This is a genomic window from Serratia sp. 22278 (assembly GCF_052045405.1).
Lineage (GTDB): Bacteria > Pseudomonadota > Gammaproteobacteria > Enterobacterales > Enterobacteriaceae > Serratia > Serratia marcescens.
This window is the reverse complement of the sequence record NZ_JBQEOW010000005.1, coordinates 152,309-170,584: the sequence shown is the minus strand read 5'-3', so window position 1 is coordinate 170,584 and position 18,276 is coordinate 152,309. Positions and strand designations below refer to the sequence as shown.

14 protein-coding genes are annotated in these 18,276 nt (G+C 60.8%); 11 read left to right on the top strand and 3 right to left on the bottom strand.

Annotation, left to right across the window (positions count from 1 at the left end; genetic code table 11):
* Nucleotides 1-47: 47 nt before the first annotated feature.
* The gene (locus ACTJJ6_RS12440; protein ID WP_440803642.1) at nt 48-2,171 is read left to right on the top strand and encodes a TonB-dependent receptor family protein; all 2,124 of its coding nucleotides are present in this window, start codon (nt 48-50) and stop codon (nt 2,169-2,171) included.
* A gap of 28 nt (nt 2,172-2,199) precedes the next feature.
* Here the strand turns inward: ACTJJ6_RS12440 and ACTJJ6_RS12435 are convergent, their stop codons facing one another.
* Nucleotides 2,200-3,096, bottom strand: coding sequence for a LysR family transcriptional regulator (locus tag ACTJJ6_RS12435; RefSeq protein ID WP_049299864.1), 897 nt, complete (start codon nt 3,094-3,096; stop codon nt 2,200-2,202).
* 272 nt (nt 3,097-3,368) lie between these two features.
* Between ACTJJ6_RS12435 and ACTJJ6_RS12430 the strand changes: the two genes are divergently transcribed.
* The 8 genes from ACTJJ6_RS12430 to ACTJJ6_RS12395 all read left to right on the top strand — a co-directional run bounded on the left by ACTJJ6_RS12430 (nt 3,369) and on the right by ACTJJ6_RS12395 (nt 14,377).
* Nucleotides 3,369-4,685: a M20 family metallo-hydrolase gene (locus tag ACTJJ6_RS12430; RefSeq protein WP_016930115.1), complete on the top strand. Its 1,317-nt coding sequence runs from the start codon at nt 3,369-3,371 to the stop codon at nt 4,683-4,685.
* On the top strand, nt 4,682-6,133 hold the full coding sequence (locus ACTJJ6_RS12425; protein ID WP_117287301.1) for a M20 family metallopeptidase: 1,452 nt from the start codon (nt 4,682-4,684) through the stop codon (nt 6,131-6,133). The genes ACTJJ6_RS12430 and ACTJJ6_RS12425 overlap by 4 nt, the downstream gene beginning before the upstream one ends.
* A gap of 100 nt (nt 6,134-6,233) precedes the next feature.
* Entirely contained in the window at nt 6,234-7,760 is a 1,527-nt protein-coding gene (gene abgT, locus ACTJJ6_RS12420; protein ID WP_028127596.1) for a p-aminobenzoyl-glutamate transporter, read from the top strand.
* Between the two features lie 178 nt (nt 7,761-7,938).
* Nucleotides 7,939-8,865, top strand: coding sequence for an aminoimidazole riboside kinase (locus ACTJJ6_RS12415; protein WP_016930118.1), 927 nt, complete (start codon nt 7,939-7,941; stop codon nt 8,863-8,865).
* A gap of 194 nt (nt 8,866-9,059) precedes the next feature.
* Nucleotides 9,060-10,469: a carbohydrate porin gene (locus ACTJJ6_RS12410; protein WP_117287317.1), complete on the top strand. Its 1,410-nt coding sequence runs from the start codon at nt 9,060-9,062 to the stop codon at nt 10,467-10,469.
* Nucleotides 10,470-10,532: 63 nt separating this feature from the next.
* The gene (locus ACTJJ6_RS12405) at nt 10,533-11,903 is read left to right on the top strand and encodes a sucrose-specific PTS transporter subunit IIBC (protein ID WP_049299867.1); all 1,371 of its coding nucleotides are present in this window, start codon (nt 10,533-10,535) and stop codon (nt 11,901-11,903) included.
* Nucleotides 11,903-13,312, top strand: coding sequence for a sucrose-6-phosphate hydrolase (locus tag ACTJJ6_RS12400; protein ID WP_440803725.1), 1,410 nt, complete (start codon nt 11,903-11,905; stop codon nt 13,310-13,312). Before ACTJJ6_RS12405 ends, ACTJJ6_RS12400 begins: the two co-directional genes overlap by 1 nt.
* 21 nt (nt 13,313-13,333) lie before the next feature.
* The gene (locus ACTJJ6_RS12395; protein ID WP_016930122.1) at nt 13,334-14,377 is read left to right on the top strand and encodes a LacI family DNA-binding transcriptional regulator; all 1,044 of its coding nucleotides are present in this window, start codon (nt 13,334-13,336) and stop codon (nt 14,375-14,377) included.
* 55 nt (nt 14,378-14,432) lie between these two features.
* Here the strand turns inward: ACTJJ6_RS12395 and exbD are convergent, their stop codons facing one another.
* Together exbD and exbB are read right to left on the bottom strand one after the other, a co-directional pair.
* On the bottom strand, nt 14,433-14,855 hold the full coding sequence (gene exbD / locus ACTJJ6_RS12390) for a TonB system transport protein ExbD (RefSeq protein ID WP_004937307.1): 423 nt from the start codon (nt 14,853-14,855) through the stop codon (nt 14,433-14,435).
* Between the two features lie 3 nt (nt 14,856-14,858).
* Nucleotides 14,859-15,839 carry a tol-pal system-associated acyl-CoA thioesterase gene (exbB, locus tag ACTJJ6_RS12385; RefSeq protein WP_075205904.1) on the bottom strand — a complete coding sequence of 327 codons (981 nt, stop codon included), beginning with the start codon at nt 15,837-15,839 and terminating at the stop codon, nt 14,859-14,861.
* A 431-nt stretch (nt 15,840-16,270) separates the two neighbouring features.
* On the opposite strand from exbB, the gene metC reads away from it, so the two are divergent.
* Both metC and ACTJJ6_RS12375 read left to right on the top strand, forming a co-directional pair.
* The gene (metC, locus tag ACTJJ6_RS12380; protein WP_016930124.1) at nt 16,271-17,467 is read left to right on the top strand and encodes a cystathionine beta-lyase; all 1,197 of its coding nucleotides are present in this window, start codon (nt 16,271-16,273) and stop codon (nt 17,465-17,467) included.
* A 145-nt stretch (nt 17,468-17,612) separates the two neighbouring features.
* Nucleotides 17,613-18,275, top strand: coding sequence for a DedA family protein (locus ACTJJ6_RS12375; RefSeq protein ID WP_004937300.1), 663 nt, complete (start codon nt 17,613-17,615; stop codon nt 18,273-18,275).
* Nucleotide 18,276: the final 1 nt, after the last annotated feature.

Genomic DNA, 18,276 nt, shown 5'->3' with positions numbered 1-18,276 from the left:
TCTTTTCTAAAAAATACATCCGGGTCTGAAACTCTTAAGGCATTATTATGTCACCTCTTTTTCGGCTTTCTCTGCTGACGGCTTCCATCGCCATCGCATTCCCTGTCCTTGCTACTGATAACTCATCTCAGAACGATACCGACACCGTGACCGTCGTCGGCAACTGGCTGGACAACCCTGATACCAGTTCGGTGCTGCTCAACCATCCGGGCGCGCGTTCCATCGTCACCCAGCAGCAAATGCACGAACAGGGCGACCAAACCATCGCCGATAGCCTGCGCGGCGTACCCGGCGTGCAAGTGCGCGACAGCAACGGCACCGGCGGCAGCGACATCTCGCTCAACGTCGGCGTGCGCGGCCTGACTTCGCGCCTTTCTCCACGCTCCACCATTCTGATGGACGGCGTCCCGCTGGCGGTCGCGCCTTACGGCCAACCGCAGCTGTCGATGGCTCCGCTGTCTATCGGTAATCTGCAATCGGTGGACGTTGTGCGCGGCGGCGGCGCGGTGCGCTACGGGCCGCAGAACGTCGGCGGCGTGATCAACTTCGTTACCCGAGACATTCCCAAAACGTTTGGCGGCACCGCCAGCGTACAAACCCAGGGCGCCAGCCACGGCGGCCTGAAGACCCTGACCAGCGCCTCCGTGGGCGGCACCGCAGACAACGGCCTCGGCGCCGAACTGCTCTATTCCGGCCTGCACGGCCAGGGCTACCGCGACAACAACGACAACACCGACATCGACGATTTCATGCTGAAAACGCGTTATGCGTTTACCGATCGCGACGAACTGTTGGCCAATTTCCACTACTACGACGCCAAAGCCGGCATGCCGGGCGGGCTGAGCAGCGCGCAATACGCGCAGAACCCGTTCCAGTCCACGCGGCCGTGGGATCAGTTCGAAGGCCGCCGCAAGGATATGTCGTTCAAGTACAAACATCAGGAAGACGACAAACAGTTCGAAGTGTTGACCTACTTCACCGACAGCTACCGCGGCAGCAACATCGAATCGGAAGGCACCGGCAAAAACGCGGGCCAGCGGCGCATGGTTTCCTATCCGCGCCACTATTCAACCTGGGCGATCGAACCAAGTTACTCGCAGGTCTTCCGTTTCTGGGATATGGCGCACGAGATCACCCTCGGTTACCGCTACCTGAATGAAACCATGGATGAAAAGGCGTCTCGTTCGGCCTGGTATAACCCGGCGAATATCGGCTCGACGCCGGAGACCCCGGACTATTACCAGCACACCTCTGGCGGCACCGCAGCCAACGCGTTCTATATCGACGACACCATTAACGTCGGCAACTGGACGGTCACGCCGGGCCTGCGTTATGAAAGCATTCGCACCCACGTGGACGATTCGTTCAACAACATTAGCCGCGAGAAAAGCTACAGCGAGCCGCTGCCGTCATTGAACGTGATGTACCACCTGTCCGACGCCTGGAAACTGTTCGCCAACGCCAACACCTCGTTCGGCAGCATGCAGTATTTCCAACTGACCAAAGGCGGCAACGGCAACCAGCCGGCGCCGGGGCTGACGGCGGAAAAAGCGCGCACCTATGAGTTCGGCACCCGCTACGACGACACCGTGGTTAAGGCCGAGGCCACGCTGTTCTACATCGACTTCGATAACCAGCTGCAGTACATCAGCAACGACGTGGGCTGGACCAACATGGGCGCCACCAAGCACAAAGGCATCGAGCTGGCGCTCAGCTACGATCTCAGCGAGCTGAATCGGGAGCTCGACGGCGCCAGCGTCTACACCAGCTATACCTACACCAAGGCCAGCACCGACAAGGGCGACTTCGCCGGTAAAGATCTGCCGTTCTACTCGCGCCAGGTCTATACCGTCGGTACGCGTTACGCCACCGGCAACTGGGTATGGAATCTGGACGGTTATGCGCAGTCGAAACAGCATTCGCCGGGCACCGGGCCGGAGTACATCACGCAGGAAAGCGCCGATGGCCAGTTCGGCAACATCGCCGGTTACATGGTGTGGAATATGCGCGGGGAATATAACTTCGGGCCGCAGCTGTCGAACCTGACGCTGGGCGCCGGGGTGAAAAACCTGTTCGATCAGCGCTACTTCACCCGCTCCAACGACAATAACTTCGGCAAGTACGTCGGCGAACCGCGCACCTTCTTCGTGCAGGGGTCGATCGCTTTCTGATACCCAGGCCCCCAATGGGGCTTCGGTATCACCGACAATAAAGACGAAACAGGCGCGCCAGGTGCGCGCCCATCGGCGTCAAGGTGGTGTCCTTCCGTTGGATAAGATAAAACGTCGCTTTCGGCAGACGCTCTTCCAGCTCAAGCGGCACCAAATGCTTGCCCAGAATCGGATCCGAAATCACGTCCACCGACAGAATGCTGACAAAATCGCTCTGCGCCACCAGGCTGGTACAGGCCATAAAGGTCTCACAGGTCACGCTGATCGACGGCGCCATGCCCAAGTCCCCGAACAGATCGTGCAATAGCCGGTAATAACTGCCTTTCGGCGTCGGCATGGTCCAGTCGCATTGCTGCAGCTGTTTCAGCGAGGTCGCCCCCTCCATCGGATGCCCTTTGCGCACCACCACCCGATACTCTTTTTCCATCAGCCGTTCATACTGCAGCTCGTTGTCGAGGCTGCTGGGGTAATAGGTATTGACGGTAAAATCCAGCTCGCCCTGGCGCAGTTCTGGGATCATCGACACCAGTTGCCCCTCGACGATGCGCACCTTCACGTTCGGATACTCACGGTGAAACTGGGTGACCACCTGCGGCATCACGGTGCGCGCAATGCTGCCGCCAACGCCGATATTCACCGTGCCGCCCGCCAACCCCAGCCGCTGCTGAATGTCTTCCTGCGCCACCCGCAGCTCTTCGAGGATCAGGCTGGCATGCTGGAAAAAGTTATCGCCGCAGTCGGTCAATACCACCCCCTGACTGCGGCGAATAAACAGCTTGGCGCCCAGCACCTCTTCCAGCTCCTGAATGGCTTTGGTCAGTGCAGGCTGGGAAAGGCGAGAGGTGCGGCTGGCGGCGCGGATGCTGCCCTGGCGGCTAACGTCCACAAATGCGCGCAATTGGTGCAATTTTATCGAGGCTGGCATAGGCGAAAGGCGATAACCGTTATTTATCAATAGCAAGATATTGGCATCTTATTTAGCCAGATTCCATTGTGTACATTCGGAAAAAACATAATAAATAACCAAATTCTTATTTCGCTTAATTAAGCGCATTTTCTGCGCCAATAAGCGCCATTCACGGCAGTTAGTAACCAAACGCACCTTTTTCTTTGCAATAGCTTCACCGTCTGATTTCAGTTCAGAGCATAACTGCTGCCTGGAGCGATCCAGCGCGCGATAACTTATGAGATATCACTATGACTAATTCGCTTTCGATGTTGGTGGCCGATCTGTACCCGCAATTGCAGGCCTGGCGCCGCGACTTCCACCGCTATGCCGAATCCGGCTGGTTTGAGTTTCGCACCGCTACCCTGGTGGCGGAAGAACTCGATCGGCTGGGTTATCGTTTGCAGCTGGGCCGCGAGGTCATCAAGGCCGAGGCGCGCATGGGACTGCCCTCATCCGATGAGCTGGAGGCGCAGGAACTGCGCGCCCGCAATCAGGGCGCGTTGGAAAAATGGTTGCCGCATTTTTCCGGCGGCTTCGCCGGCATCGTCGCAACGCTCGATACCGGCCGCCCCGGCCCGACTATCGCCTACCGCGTGGATATGGACGCCCTCGATCTCAACGAATTGCTGGAACCCGAGCACCTGCCGTTCCGTGAAGGGTTCGCCTCTTGCAACAGCGGCATGATGCATGCATGCGGTCATGATGGCCATACCACCATCGGCCTGGGGCTGGCGCACGTGTTCAAAAGCCTGGAGTCCCAGCTTAGCGGCACCGTCAAACTGATCTTCCAGCCGGCGGAAGAAGGCACACGCGGCGCAAAATCGATGGTGGAGGCCGGCGTGGTGGACGACGTCGATTTCTTCACCGCGGTGCATATCGGCACCGGCGTGCCGGCCGGCGAGCTGGTGTGCGGCAGCGACAGCTTTATGGCCACCAGCAAGCTGGACGTTACCTTTCGCGGCGTCGCCTCCCACGCCGGCGCCAAGCCGGAAGACGGTCGCAACGCGCTGCTGGCAGCGGCGCAGGCTGCGCTGGGGCTTTACGCCATCCCGCGCCACAGCGAAGGCAGCTCGCGCATCAATGTCGGCGTGCTGCAGGCCGGCACCGGCCGCAACGTGATCGCCGATCGGGCGTTTATGAAGGTGGAGACGCGCGGCGCCACCAATGAGATCAACGCGTTCGTCTATCAACAGGCGCTGAACGCCATCGAAGGCGCAGCCAAAATGCACGGCGTCGCCTGCGACATCGCGCTGATGGGCGCGGCGCAGAGCAGCAAACCGACCCAACCGTGGGTGGATTACATCCGTCGCCAGGCGCAGCAGATAACCGAGCTGACCTCGGTGGTCGATCGCCGCGAACAGGCTGCGGGTTCGGAAGACGCCACCTACATGATGGAACGGGTGAAATCCCGCGGCGGCCAAGCCTCATATGTCATTTTCGGCACCGAGCTGAGCGCCGGACACCATAACGAGAAATTCGACTTCAACGAACAGGTGATGGCGGTGGCGGTGAAAACGCTGGCGTCGCTGGCGCTGAACCTGCCGACATTCGGGAGCGGAGCATGAGCAACTCAGAACTGCAGGCTTTTATCGACGACTACATTGACCAACGCCAGTCCCGCTTCAGCGCGCTGAGCGACGCGATTTGGGACCATCCGGAAACGCGCTTTAACGAGACCTATTCCGCCACGTTGCTGGCCGATGCGCTGGAACAGGAAGGCTTCTCGGTCGAGCGCGGCGTGGGCGACATCGAGACGGCGTTTATCGCCAGCTACGGCAACGGTCACCCGGTTATCGCGCTGCTGGGCGAGTACGACGCGCTGGCCGGGCTGAGCCAGCGGTCCGGTTGCGCCACGCCGCAGCCGCTGGTGGAAAACGGCAACGGCCATGGCTGCGGCCACAATCTGCTGGGCACCGCGGCGCTGGCGGGCGCCTTCGCCGCCAAGGCGTGGATGCAGCAGAACCGGCTGACCGGCACCCTGCGCTTCTACGGCTGCCCGGGCGAAGAGGGTGGCTCCGGCAAAACCTTTATGGTGCGCGAAGGCCTGTTCGACGACGTCGACGCCGCCCTCACCTGGCACCCGGAAGGCTTCAGCGGCATGTTCAACACCAGTACGCTGGCCAACATTCAGGCGGCGTTTCACTTCAAAGGCGTCGCCGCCCATGCCGCCAACTCGCCGCACCTGGGGCGCAGCGCGCTGGACGCGGTGACGCTGATGAATACCGGCGCCAACTTCCTGCGCGAACATATTGTGCAAGAAGCGCGGCTGCACTATGCGGTCACCCACACCGGCGGCAGCTCCCCCAACGTGGTGCAGGCCGACGCCGAGGTGTTGTACCTGATCCGCGCACCGCAGCTCGACCAGGCGCAGGACATTTACCAACGGGTGATCAACATCGCCAAGGGCGCAGCGCTGATGACTGACACCCAGATGGAAGTGCGCTTCGACAAGGCCTGCTCCAACTATGTGCCAAACCGCAGTCTTGAACGCGCGATGTATCAAAACCTGTGTGATTTCGGTCTGCCCGAGTACAGCGACGCCGAACGCCGCTTCGCCGAGGAAATCCGCCAGACGCTGAGCCGCGACGATCTGCGCAACGCCAAACTCAACATTGCCCGCACCGGCGGTGCAGCCGGGCGCGAGTGGGTGCAACTGCTGGGAGATAAGGTGCTGATGGACGAGGTCGCTCCTTATGTGGAATCCGACGATCTGCTGTACGGCTCTACCGACGTTGGCGACGTGAGCTGGGTGGCGCCGACCGCCCAATGCTTTAGCCCCTGTTTCGCACTCGGCACTCCGCTGCACACCTGGCAACTGGTGGCGCAGGGCCGCACCGCTATCGCCCATAAGGGCATGTGCCTGGCCGGCAAGGTGATGGCGGCGACCGCCGTCGATCTGCTGAGCGACAGCGCCCTGCTGGCGCGCTGCCGCAGCGAGTTTGAGCGCCAGCGCGCCGAACAGCCGTACCGCTGCCCCATCCCGCAGGGGGTGAAGCCATCTCCATTGAAATAGCATGAACAGACAGGGCCCGGATCACCGGGCCACCGAGCATAATTATAAATAAATCAAATAATAACAATCACACAACAGAACAAACACAGAGGGTAAAATCATGAGTGAGGCCACAACGCCAATCAATAAAAGCCCCGGACGCGTTTTTTACTGGGTGGAACGCATCGGCAATAAGATCCCCAATCCGTTTTTATTGTTCGTCTATTTGATCCTGGTGCTTATGCTGGCCACCGCGCTGTTTTCCTGGCTCGATGTGGCGGTGAAAAATCCGGCCACCGGCGAGCTCATCAAGGTGAATAACCTGATGAGCGTGGCGGGCATGCAGTGGATATTTCCCAATATCATCCATAATTTCAGCAGTTTTGCGCCGCTGGGGGCCATTTTGGCGCTGGTGATAGGCGCCGGCCTGGCGGAAAAGGTCGGCCTGCTGCAGGCGCTGATGTATAAAATGGCCTCGCGCGTCAGCGCCCGCTACGCCAGCTATATGGTGCTGTTTATCGCCTTCTTCAGTCATATATCGTCGGACGCCGCGCTGGTGGTGATGCCGCCGCTCGGCGCGCTGATGTTTGTAGCGGTGGGTCGCCACCCGATAGCCGGACTGCTGGCGGCGATCGCCGGCGTCGCCTCCGGTTTTACCGCCAATCTGTTGATCGTCACCACCGACGTATTGCTTTCCGGCATCAGCACCGAAGCCACCAAAGCGGTGGATGGCGCGGTTCACGTCAGCGTGATAGACAACTGGTACTTTATGGCCACCTCCGTGATCGTGCTGACCATCGCCGGCGCGCTGCTCACCGACAAGTTTATCGAGCCCCGTCTGCCGAAGTGGCAAGGCGGCGCCGAAGATAAAATCGCAGCGCTGACCCCGCTGCAGAACCGGGGGCTGATGATGAGCGGCATCGCCGCGCTGGTGTTTATCGCCATCATCGCCGCTCTGGTGGTGCCGGAGGCCGCGCCGCTGCGTGACCCGAACACCGGTTCGGTGATCCCTTCCCCGTTCATCAAGGGTATTGTGCCGATCATCATCCTGTTCTTCTTCACCGTCGCCATTACCTATGGCGTAGTCACCAAACAGATCCGGCGGCCGGACGATATTCCCCACCACTTGCTCGATCCGATGAAAAGCATGGCGGGTTTCATCGTGATGGTGTTTCCGCTGTCGCAGTTCGTGGCGTTCTTTAACTGGAGCAACATGGGCAAGTTTATGGCCGTCGGTCTGACCGATATGCTGGAAGCCGCCGGCATGAGCGGCGCACCGGCATTTCTCGGCCTGATGTTCCTCTCCGCCTTCCTGTGCATGTTCATCGCCAGCGGCTCGGCGATCTGGTCAATTTTGGCGCCGATCTTCGTGCCGATGTTTATGCTGCTCGGTTTCCACCCGGCGTTCGCCCAGATGATCTTTCGCATCGCCGACTCTGCAGTGCTGCCGCTGGCGCCGATGTCACCGTTCCTGCCGCTGTTCCTCGGCTTCCTGCAGCGCTACCGCAAAGACGCGCAGCTCGGCACCTATTACGTGCTGATCCTGCCCTATCCCGTGGTGTTCTTCAGCGTGTGGATTTTGCTGCTGCTGGTCTGGTATGCGCTAGGCTTGCCAATCGGTCCCGGCGTCTATCCGAAGCTGGGCTAAACGCCCCGCTATCTCGCCCCGCGCTGGTTCGCGGGGCAGATTCCCTCTTCCCCAAGCCCAGCAGAAAGATTGATCTTCCTCACTGACCAAGCGGCTCTGAGGATTATTTCATTGCCTTGCTAAACCGGTTCTTCTATTTTAGCTCACCATCTGACAACGACAAAAACAGGGATTAAGCATGATGAATCGCGTATGGGTACTGGGCGACGCCGTGATCGACCTGGTGCCGGAAAATGCCAACGGTTATCTCAAATGCCCCGGCGGCGCGCCGGCGAACGTGGCGGTGGGTATCGCCCGTTTGGGCGGCGACAGCGCCTTTATCGGCCGGGTGGGGCAAGACAGCTTCGGCGCCTTTCTGCAGCAGGTGCTGAGCGATGAAGGGGTGGATATCGGTCATATGCGACCGGATCCCGAACACCACACCTCCACGGTGGTGGTGGATCTCGATCAGCACGGTGAGCGCTCATTCACGTTTATGGTGCAGCCCAGCGCCGATCTGTTTTTGCAGCCCGACGATCTGCCGGCTTTCCAACGGGGCGAATGGCTGCACCTCTGCTCCATCGCGCTGTCGCAGGAGCCCAGCCGCAGCGCGGCCTTTACGGCGATGGAACGCATGCGGGCAGTCGGCGGCCGGGTCAGTTTCGATCCCAACATCCGCGAAGAGGTCTGGCGTCAGCCGGAAGCGCTGCGCCCCTGCCTGCAAAAGGCGCTGCTGCTGGCGGATGTGGTGAAACTGTCGCGCGAAGAGCTGGCTTTCATCAGCCACCTTGACGATGTGGAGAACGGCATCCGCTGGATGATGCAAACCTATCCGCTGCGCCTGCTGCTGGTGACGCTGGGCGGCGACGGCGTCTGCGTACACGATGGGCATCGCCTGCGCCATTTCCGCGCGCCGTCGGTCGTGCCGGTCGATACCACCGGCGCCGGCGACGCGTTTGTCGCCGGGCTGTTAGCGGCACTGGCGCGCCTTCACGCATTGCCGCAGGACGCGCAGTGGCCGGCGGTTATCGCCCAGGCTCAGGCCTGCGGCGCGCTGGCCACCACCGCCAAGGGCGCCATGACCGCCCTGCCTCACGCCGAAGAGCTGGCCGCTTTTCTGCGTTGATCCCCTGCATCCACGGCGATCCCCTGGGCGCCGTGGTCTTTTAACCCGCGATTTGCGCGCTCGATCACAATAGCTGAATCGGGTTAGCAAACTTGATTGCCAGTCCGCTCCTCGATCGTTATCTTTCGCCATGAAAAACCGGTTTAGCAATTTAGCAAAAAATAATAACAACCCTTCCCGGATGATAGACGATGATGAAAAAACTCAGCTATTTGGCGATAACAACAGGGCTTTTCCTCTCCACGTCTGCCGCTGCAGCCTCCGGCGACGGCGGCATCGAGGCGCGCCTCAACGCGCTGGAACAACGCCTGGCGCAGGCGGAACAGCGCGCCGCTCAGGCTGAAACTCGCGCCACCGCGGCGGAACGCCGGGCGCAACAGCTGGAACTGCGCACCGCCAGCACCGAAAGGCAAACCGCGCAGGTCGTGCAGCGCGCCGCCGCGCTTGAAACGCAATCCTCTCCGACCAGCGCGCTGAAACTGAACGGTTTCAACGATCTGAAACTGTACGGCGACGTGGAGTTCAATCTGGACGGCGCCAGCCGCAGCGGCCAGCTGACGTCGCTGAAAGGCAGCGACCACAAGGACTGGAAACCCGGCAACAAAGAGCGCTGGGACATCAATGGCCGCATTCTGGTCGGGCTGGACGGCTACCGCCGCAATCCGGACGGCAACTTCTCCGGCTTCAGCGTCCAGCCGCTGGCGGACATGAGCGGCAAAATGAACCTGGACGACGCCGCTTTCTTCTTCGGCAATGAAAAGAACTGGCAAACCAAAATCGGCCGCTTCGAAGCCTACGACATGTTCCCGCTGAATCAGGACACCTTCATTCAATACTCCGGCAATACCGCCAACGACCTGTACGCCGACGGCTTCGGCTATATCTACATGATGAAAGAAGGCCGCGGTCGCAGCAGCAGCGGCGGCAACCTGATGCTGAGCAAATACGCCGGGGATGTCTATTTCGAACTGAACACGCTGGTGGAAGACGGCACCTCGCTGTTCCAGGACAACAGCTACCACGGCAATGCGCTGGAAAATAAGAAAAACGTCGCCTATTTGCGCCCGGTGATCGCCTGGAAGAAAGACGCCCTCAGCATCGCGGCGGCGATGGAAAGCAACGTGGTGAATAACGCTTACGGCTATCAGGACAGCCAGGGCCGCTTCGTCGACCAATCCAAGCGCAACGGCTACGGCATGACGATGAGTTGGAACAACAGCGCCGCCAACCCGGATAACGGCGTGGTGGCCAACCTGAGCACCGCCTATCTGGATGCCTCAGGCGAGCAAGACTTCACCGCCGGCGTCAACGTGCTGTGGCGACGCTTCGAACTGGGTTATATCTATGCCCATAACAATATCAAAGAGTTCAATACCGCCGGGATCGCCGCCGATATCCACAACCCGCTCAGCGAACCGGGCAACTACGACATCCACACCGTTCACGCGTCGTATCAGATACCTAACATTATGAATATGAAGAATTTCAACCTGTATTTAGGCGCCTATGTGTCGCTGCTGGAAGCCAACGCCGACAACAAGATCGCCAACGGCGACAACGACCAGCGTTACGGCATGCGCGCCAGATTCAAGTATTTCTTCTGACATCGATTCACGGCGCTGCGCCGCAAACTGCGCGGCGGTATTTTTATTTAGCAAGGGGACAACATGGACATTACCGCAACCGCCAACGCGCTGTTGCCGCTGCTCGGCGGTAAAGAGAACATCGCCAGCGCCGCCCACTGCGCCACGCGCCTGCGCCTGGTGCTGGTGGACGACAGCAAGGTGGACAAAGAGGCCATCGGCAAACTGGACGGCGTTAAAGGCTGCTTCAGCAACGCCGGTCAGATCCAGGTGATCTTCGGCACCGGACTGGTCAACAAGGTGCATGCGGAATTCATCAAGGCGGCGGGCGTCAGCGAATCCAGCAAGGCCGAAGCCGCCGATATCGCGGCGAAAAAGCTCAACCCGCTGCAGCGCATCGCGCGCCTGCTGTCGAACATCTTCGTGCCAATCATCCCGGCGATCGTCGCTTCCGGCCTGTTGATGGGGCTGCTCGGCATGGTGAAAACCTACGGCTGGGCCGATGCCAACAGCGCGCTGTTCATCATGCTGGATATGTTCAGCTCGGCGGCGTTCATTATCCTGCCGATTCTGATCGGTTTCACCGCCGCACGCGAATTCGGCGGCAATCCCTATCTGGGCGCCACGCTCGGCGGCATTTTGACGCATCCGGCGCTGACCAATGCCTGGGGCGTCGCCGGCGGGTTCCACACCATGAATTTCTTCGGTCTGGACATCGCCATGATCGGCTACCAGGGCACGGTATTTCCGGTGCTGCTGGCGGTGTGGTTCATGAGCCTGTTGGAAAAACGTCTGCGTAAGGTGATCCCCAACGCGCTCGATCTGATCCTGACGCCGTTCCTGACGGTGGTGATCTCAGGCTTTGTCGCCCTGCTGTTTATCGGCCCCGCCGGCCGTGCGCTGGGCGACGGCATCTCCTTCGTGCTCAGCACGCTGATCGCTCATGCGGGGTGGTTCGCCGGGTTGCTGTTCGGCGGCCTCTATTCCGCTATCGTCATTACCGGCATCCACCACAGTTTCCACGCGGTAGAGGCCGGGCTGCTCGGCAACCCCACTATCGGCGTCAACTTCCTGCTGCCGATCTGGTCGATGGCCAACATCGCTCAGGGCGGCGCCTGCCTGGCGGTCTATTTCAAAACCCGCGACGCCAAAATCAAAGCCATTGCGGTGCCTTCGGCCTTTTCCGCCATGCTCGGCATCACCGAGGCGGCGCTGTTCGGCATCAATCTGCGCTTCGTGAAACCGTTTCTGGCGGCGCTGGCGGGCGGCGCGCTCGGCGGGGCCTGGGTGGTGGCCAACCATGTCGGCATGAACGCGGTCGGGCTGACGGCGATCCCCGGCATGGCGATCGTGCAGGCCAGTTCTCTGGTCAGCTATATCATCGGTCTGGCGATCGCGTTTGGCAGCGCCTTTGTCCTCTCTCTGCTGCTGAAATACAAAACGGACGCGCAATGATGGAAGAACTCAGCTTAATCAAACAGGCAATGCGGGCGGTCATGAACGGCCAGCCGCTCGCGCTGCGCGATCCGCACCGCCCGGCCTGGCATCTGGCGCCCAGCGTTGGCCTGCTGAACGATCCCAACGGCTTTATCCAGCACAACGGCGTTTATCATCTGTTTTATCAGTGGAATCCGCTGGGTTGCGATCATCGCAACAAATGCTGGGGACACTGGCAGTCGGCCGATTTGCTGCGTTGGGAGCACCAGCCAATCGCCCTGGCGCCCAGCGCCTGTTACGACAGCCACGGCTGTTACTCCGGCTCGGCGGTGGCGGCGGAAGGCAAAATCACGCTGATCTACACCGGCAACGTGAAATTCCCAGACGGCTCACGCACCGCTTACCAATGCCTGGCTCAGGAAAGCGAACGGGGCGAATACCGCAAGCTCGGGCCGGTGCTGCCGCTGCCGGAGGGCTACAGCGGTCACGTACGCGATCCGAAAGTGTGGCGTCATCAAAATGACTGGTACATGGTGCTCGGCGCGCGTGACTTGCAGGATCGCGGTAAGGTGCTGCTGTTTCGTTCCAGCAATCTGCGTGACTGGCAATCGCTGGGCGAGATCGCCGGTTCCGGTCTGAACGGCTTAGAGGAATTCGGCTACATGTGGGAGTGCCCGGATCTGTTCACGTTGGACGGCGCCGATGTGTTGATCTGCTGCCCGCAGGGGCTGGCGCCGCAGCCGGAACGCTATCTCAACCGTTATCAGGCCGGCTATCTGCTCGGCAAGCTGGATTACCGGCAGGCGGCCTTCAGCCACGGCGAATTCCGCGAGCTGGACGCCGGCTTCGAGTTCTACGCGCCGCAGACGACGCTGGCGGAAGATGGCCGCCGCCTGCTGTTCGGCTGGATGGGCGTGCCCGATCAAGATGAAAAAGCCCATCCGACGCGCCGTTACGGCTGGATCCACACCATGACCTGCCCGCGCGAGCTGTCTCTGCGGCATGGCCGCCTCCACCAGCGCCCGGCGCGCGAGCTGCAACAGCTGCGCGGTGAGCGAGCAGGCTGGCAAGGCCGCGCCGATGACGCCCCCGCCTATGCGCTGGAGGCCGCGGAGTTGCAAATGACGCCGCAGGGCGCGTTCAGCGCAACCTTTGGCGACGCGATGACGCTGAACTGGGACGGCGAAAGGCTGCAGCTGACGCGCACTTCCCTGACCGACGGCAGGCCGGAGCACCGTTACTGGCGCGGCTCGGTCACGCATCTGCAACTGCTGTTCGATCGTTCCAGCGTGGAAATTTTCATCAACCGCGGCGAGGCGGTGATGAGCGCGCGCTACTTCCCGGCGGGTGAGCCGCAACTGCGGCTGTGCGGGAGCGTGCCGCTGGCGTTGGAATACTGGCCGCTGACGCCATGCATGCTAGAATGACGCATCCTCCGATGACTTCAGATGGCGTCAGTGAAAAAAAATAAACGCATTACCATCAGTGACATCGCCACGCTGGCCGGGGTGTCGAAATCGACCGCCAGCCTGGTGCTGAACGGCCGCAGCAAGGAATATCGGGTGTCCGACGACACCCGCGATCGCGTTCTGGCGCTGGCGCACGAACACCATTATCAGCCCAGCATCCACGCCCGCTCTTTGCGCTCCAACCGCAGCCACACGCTGGGGCTGGTGGTGCCGGAGATGACCAACTACGGCTTTGCGGTGATTTCGCGCGAGCTGGAAACGCTGTGCCGCGAAGCCGGTCTGCAGCTGCTGATCGCCTGCACCGATGAAAACCCGGCGCAGGAGATGATGGCGGTGAACAGTCTGGTGCAGCGGCAGGTGGATGGCTTGATCGTCGCCTCCAGCCAGTTGAACGACGCGGAATACCAGAAGATCAACGCCGGGCTGCCGGTGGTGCAGATGGACCGTCTGATCGCCGGCTCTGAACTGCCGCTGGTGATCACCGATTCGGTCAATTCGACTGCCGACCTGGTGGAAAAGGTCGCGCGCCAACATCCGGATGAGATCTATTTTCTCGGCGGGCAGCCGCGCATTTCGCCGACCCGCGATCGCCTCGCCGGCTTCCAGCTTGGCCTGGAGCGCGCCGGCATCACATGCAAACCGGAATGGATCATCAACGGCAACTATCACCCCAGCTCAGGTTACGAGATGTTTGCTCAGCTGTGCGCACAGCTGGGGCGTCCGCCTAAAGCGCTGTTTACCGCCGCCTGCGGCCTGCTGGAAGGCGTATTGCGTTATCTGACTCAGCATCAGCTGATGGAGAGCGACATTCACCTGTGCAGCTTCGACGATCACTACCTGTTCGACTGCATGACGCTGAAGATAGACACGGTCGCGCAAGACTGCCTGGCACTGGCGCAACATAGCTTCGACCAAGTCACCGCGCTTATCGACGAACGGCCGCTGGAACAGAGCGCGCTTTATCTGCCGGGCCGTATCCACTGGCGTCATGCCGGTTCCCGGGCTTTGTTAGCCGGGGAGTGATATCTCAGAATCAATAAAAAAGGGCGCCTGAGCGCCCTTTATCGTTTTGCTGCCGCTACTTGGCGGCGCCCTCCATGCCCACCAGCCCCACTTTCAGGTAGCCGGCTTTACGCAGGGTGTCCATCACGCTCATCAGCGTTTCATAGTCCACGCTCTTGTCCGCCTGGAAGAAGATGGTGGTTTCTTTGTTAGCCTGGGTACGTTGATCCAGCACCGAAGTCAGCTGATCGGCATTCACCGGCTGATCGCCGACGTAGAGCTGCTTGTCGGCCTTCACCGACAGGAACACCGGTTTTTCCGGCCGCGGCTGCGGCTTGGCGGAAGAAGCCGGCAGATCGACGCGGATATCTACCGTTGCCAGCGGCGCGGCCACCATAAAGATGATCAACAGCACCAACATGACGTCGATAAACGGCGTCACGTTGATTTCATGCAGTTCGCCGCTGTCGTCCAGATCTTCATTTAAGCGCATCGCCATGACTCACCCCGCCCGCAGTTGGTGCGCGTGCTGTGAGCGCTTGGCTTCCGCCGTCGCGGCCAGATCCAGATCGCGGCCCTGCAGCAGCATGACCTGCGCCGCCACGTCGCCCACCTGCGCACGGTGGCCGCTGATGACGCGGGCGAAGATGTTGTAGATAACGACGGCAGGGATCGCCGCCACCAGGCCCAGCGCGGTCGCCAGCAGCGCTTCCGCGATGCCCGGCGCCACAACCGCCAGGTTGGTGGTCTGCGAATGGGCAATGCCGATGAAGCTGTTCATGATGCCCCACACGGTGCCGAACAGGCCGACGAACGGCGAGATGGCGCCGATGGTGGCGAGGAAGCCGTTGCCACGGCCCATGTTGCGGCTGTAGGCCGCCACGCGGCGCTCGAGGCGGAAGCCGGTGCGCTCTTTGATGCCGTTGTTGTCGTTGGATTCCGCAGACAGCTCCAGCTCGTTTTGCGCATCGTTCAGCAATACCGCGCTGACGCTCTCCGGGGCGAAGTTTTGCGCCAGCTCGGAGGCTTCATCCAGCGTGCGCGCTTCGGCCAGCGCCAACTGCTCGCGGCGCAGACGGCGCTTGGCGCGCAGCAGTTCGCTGCCTTTGGAGAACAGAATGGTCCAGGTCACGATCGAGGCCAGCACCAGGCCGATCATTACCGCTTTCACCACCGCGTCGGCGTGCTGGTACATGCCCCAAACGGACAGGTCCATGCCGCGGGTTTCCGGTGGCTGGATCGTTGGCGCCGGATTCACCGGCGTGATGCTCTCCGGCGCGGCGGCTGCCGCAGGTGCAGGCGCGGTGGTCGGCGCAACGCTTTCGGCAACGGCCGGATTGCTCGCCGGCGCGGCCTGCGCGCTGCCGGCCAGCCCCACGACCAGCACCATAGAAGCCATCAGGCTGCGGCCGAAGGCCTTGCCCCACTGCGCCCGGCCCTGGCCGAACGATCCTTGATTTAAATTCTTGCCAGCCGTTTTCACGCTGTGCCTCCACCCATTACCGATCAAAATTAAGGAATAATTCAGCGTGCGATCATATCAAACCAACCGGGGATTGATAGTAGTTCTCATTATTATTTACCAAATAAACGAGAAAATTTTAGCCAGCCCCGCCACAAAGCGCCAATCTGCGTCCGTTCACCGCCAACTGCCCCTTTTATAGGGTTATTTCGTTACTTTTCTCCCACAACGACGCAACAACGCCGCGCTGCCGAACGGCGTCTTGACCGATGAATGGGCTTCTCTCTCGCACCACGGCAGAAGGATGAGGCGAGAAATGCGCGCCCGACAGACAATTATAGCCGTTTCTATATCTGGAAGTTAAAACGTCTGGATGGCTATATTAACTCATGTTAACGTAAGGGCTATCGCAAACGGGCACGTGCAGAGCAACCAGAGGTGAGCCAGGTACCATGACGTCAAAACATATCGAAACCACGCTGATCGGCGCCGGCCGCAGCCAGCGTTACACCCAGGGCTCCGTCAATCCCGTCACGCAACGCGCCTCTTCTTTGGTCTTCGACTCCGTCGCTGCCAAAAAACACGCCACCGCGCAACGCGCCCACGGCGAGCTGTTTTACGGCCGACGCGGCACCCTGACCCACTTCGCCCTGCAGGATGCAATGGTGGAGCTGGAGGGCGGCGCCGGCTGCGTGCTGTACCCCTGCGGCGCGGCGGCGGTGGCCAATGCGATCCTGTCGTTCGTCGGCGCCGGCGATCACCTGCTGGTCACTGGTTCGGCGTACGAACCGACCCAGGATTTCTGCACCCATATCCTCGGCCGCATGAACGTCAGCACCACTTATTTCGATCCGCTGATCGGCGCCGATATCGCCACGTTGATCCAACCCAACACCCGCGTGGTGTTCCTGGAATCCCCCGGCTCCATCACCCTGGAAGTGCAGGACATTCCGGCGATGGTGCAGGCCATTCGCGCCGTGGCGCCGGAGGTGGTGATCATGATCGACAATACCTGGGCGGCGGGCGTGCTGTTCAAGGCGTTGGATTTCGACATCGATATCTCCATTCAGGCCGGCACCAAATACCTGATCGGCCATTCCGATTACATGCTCGGCACCGCCGTCGCCAACGCGCGCTGTTGGGATCAACTGCGCGAGTACTCCTATCTGATGGGGCAGATGGTGGATGCCGACACCGCCTACATGGCGAGCCGCGGCCTGCGTACCCTGAGCGTGCGCCTGAAGCAGCACGAACGCAGCAGCATTGAGGTCGCCAACTGGCTGGCCGAACGGCCGGAGGTGGCGACGGTCAATCACCCGGCCCTGCCCAGTTGCAAAGGCCACGCGTTCTATCGCCGCGACTTCAGCGGCTGCAATGGACTGTTCTCCTTCGTGCTGAAAGAGCGGCTGGATGAGGCGCAGTTGGCCGCCTACCTGGACAACTTCAGCCACTTCAGCATGGCCTACTCCTGGGGCGGCTTCGAGTCGCTGATCCTGGCCAACCAGCCGGAAGAACTGGAAGCGATCCGCCCGGCGGGCGGCGTCGATTTTTCCGGCACGCTGGTGCGGTTGCATATCGGTCTGGAGAACGTCGAAGACCTGATCGCCGATCTGGCGGCCGGCTTCGATCGCCTCAACGGCGTGCGCTAAGGCGGATTCCGATAATTTTCTTCGTCTCGTTTAATGTCGGCTTAAGCTATTAGCGGTACACTAACCGGGTAACTGTCAGATACGGTAACCGCCGCATCCTGGAGAACGTGACCCCGGGCGCAACCGGCATGCAACAGGACATAAAATGGATGTATTACGAGAGATTATTCATGCGCTTTGGCAGCAGGACTTCATCGCCCTCGCCGATCCAAGCGTAATTTGGGTGGTTTACGCCGTACTTTTCACCACTCTGTTTTTGGAAAACGGACTGCTGCCCGCCTCCTTCCTTCCCGGTGACAGCCTGCTGCTGCTGTCGGGCGCGCTGATCGCCAAAGGCGTGATGGGCTTTGCCCCCACTCTGCTGATACTGACCGCCGCCGCCGGCCTCGGCTGCTGGCTGAGCTATATCCAGGGCCGCTGGCTGGGCCACACCGGCCTGGTGAAGAGCTGGCTGCTGCAACTGCCGGCACAGTACCACCAGCGCGCGCACAACCTGTTCAACCGCCACGGGCTGACGGCGCTGCTGATCGGCCGCTTCCTCGGTTTCGTGCGCACCCTGCTGCCGACCATGGCCGGCATTTCCGGGCTCAACAGCTCGCGCTTCCAGGTATTCAACTGGCTGAGCGCGGCGATCTGGGTCTGCGCGCTGGTCGGCCTCGGCTACGCGTTCAGCCAAATCCCTCTGGTGAAACGCTATGAAAGCCAGGTGATGACCGGCCTGATGCTGCTGCCGCTGTTGCTGCTGTTCGTCGGCCTGCTGGGCGCCATGCTGGTGATCTGGCGTAAAAAACGCGCCGCCTCTTCCTGAA

What these genes read in the sequence shown, in the direction of transcription:
- ACTJJ6_RS12440 (WP_440803642.1), top strand. Translation starts at nt 48, where the DNA reads ATGTCACCTCTTTTTCGGCTTTCTCTGCTGACGGCTTCCATCGCCATC.
- ACTJJ6_RS12435 (WP_049299864.1), bottom strand. Translation starts at nt 3,096, where the DNA reads ATGCCAGCCTCGATAAAATTGCACCAATTGCGCGCATTTGTGGACGTT.
- ACTJJ6_RS12430 (WP_016930115.1), top strand. Translation starts at nt 3,369, where the DNA reads ATGACTAATTCGCTTTCGATGTTGGTGGCCGATCTGTACCCGCAATTG.
- ACTJJ6_RS12425 (WP_117287301.1), top strand. Translation starts at nt 4,682, where the DNA reads ATGAGCAACTCAGAACTGCAGGCTTTTATCGACGACTACATTGACCAA.
- abgT (WP_028127596.1), top strand. Translation starts at nt 6,234, where the DNA reads ATGAGTGAGGCCACAACGCCAATCAATAAAAGCCCCGGACGCGTTTTT.
- ACTJJ6_RS12415 (WP_016930118.1), top strand. Translation starts at nt 7,939, where the DNA reads ATGATGAATCGCGTATGGGTACTGGGCGACGCCGTGATCGACCTGGTG.
- ACTJJ6_RS12410 (WP_117287317.1), top strand. Translation starts at nt 9,060, where the DNA reads ATGAAAAAACTCAGCTATTTGGCGATAACAACAGGGCTTTTCCTCTCC.
- ACTJJ6_RS12405 (WP_049299867.1), top strand. Translation starts at nt 10,533, where the DNA reads ATGGACATTACCGCAACCGCCAACGCGCTGTTGCCGCTGCTCGGCGGT.
- ACTJJ6_RS12400 (WP_440803725.1), top strand. Translation starts at nt 11,903, where the DNA reads ATGGAAGAACTCAGCTTAATCAAACAGGCAATGCGGGCGGTCATGAAC.
- ACTJJ6_RS12395 (WP_016930122.1), top strand. Translation starts at nt 13,334, where the DNA reads ATGGCGTCAGTGAAAAAAAATAAACGCATTACCATCAGTGACATCGCC.
- exbD (WP_004937307.1), bottom strand. Translation starts at nt 14,855, where the DNA reads ATGGCGATGCGCTTAAATGAAGATCTGGACGACAGCGGCGAACTGCAT.
- metC (WP_016930124.1), top strand. Translation starts at nt 16,271, where the DNA reads ATGACGTCAAAACATATCGAAACCACGCTGATCGGCGCCGGCCGCAGC.
- ACTJJ6_RS12375 (WP_004937300.1), top strand. Translation starts at nt 17,613, where the DNA reads ATGGATGTATTACGAGAGATTATTCATGCGCTTTGGCAGCAGGACTTC.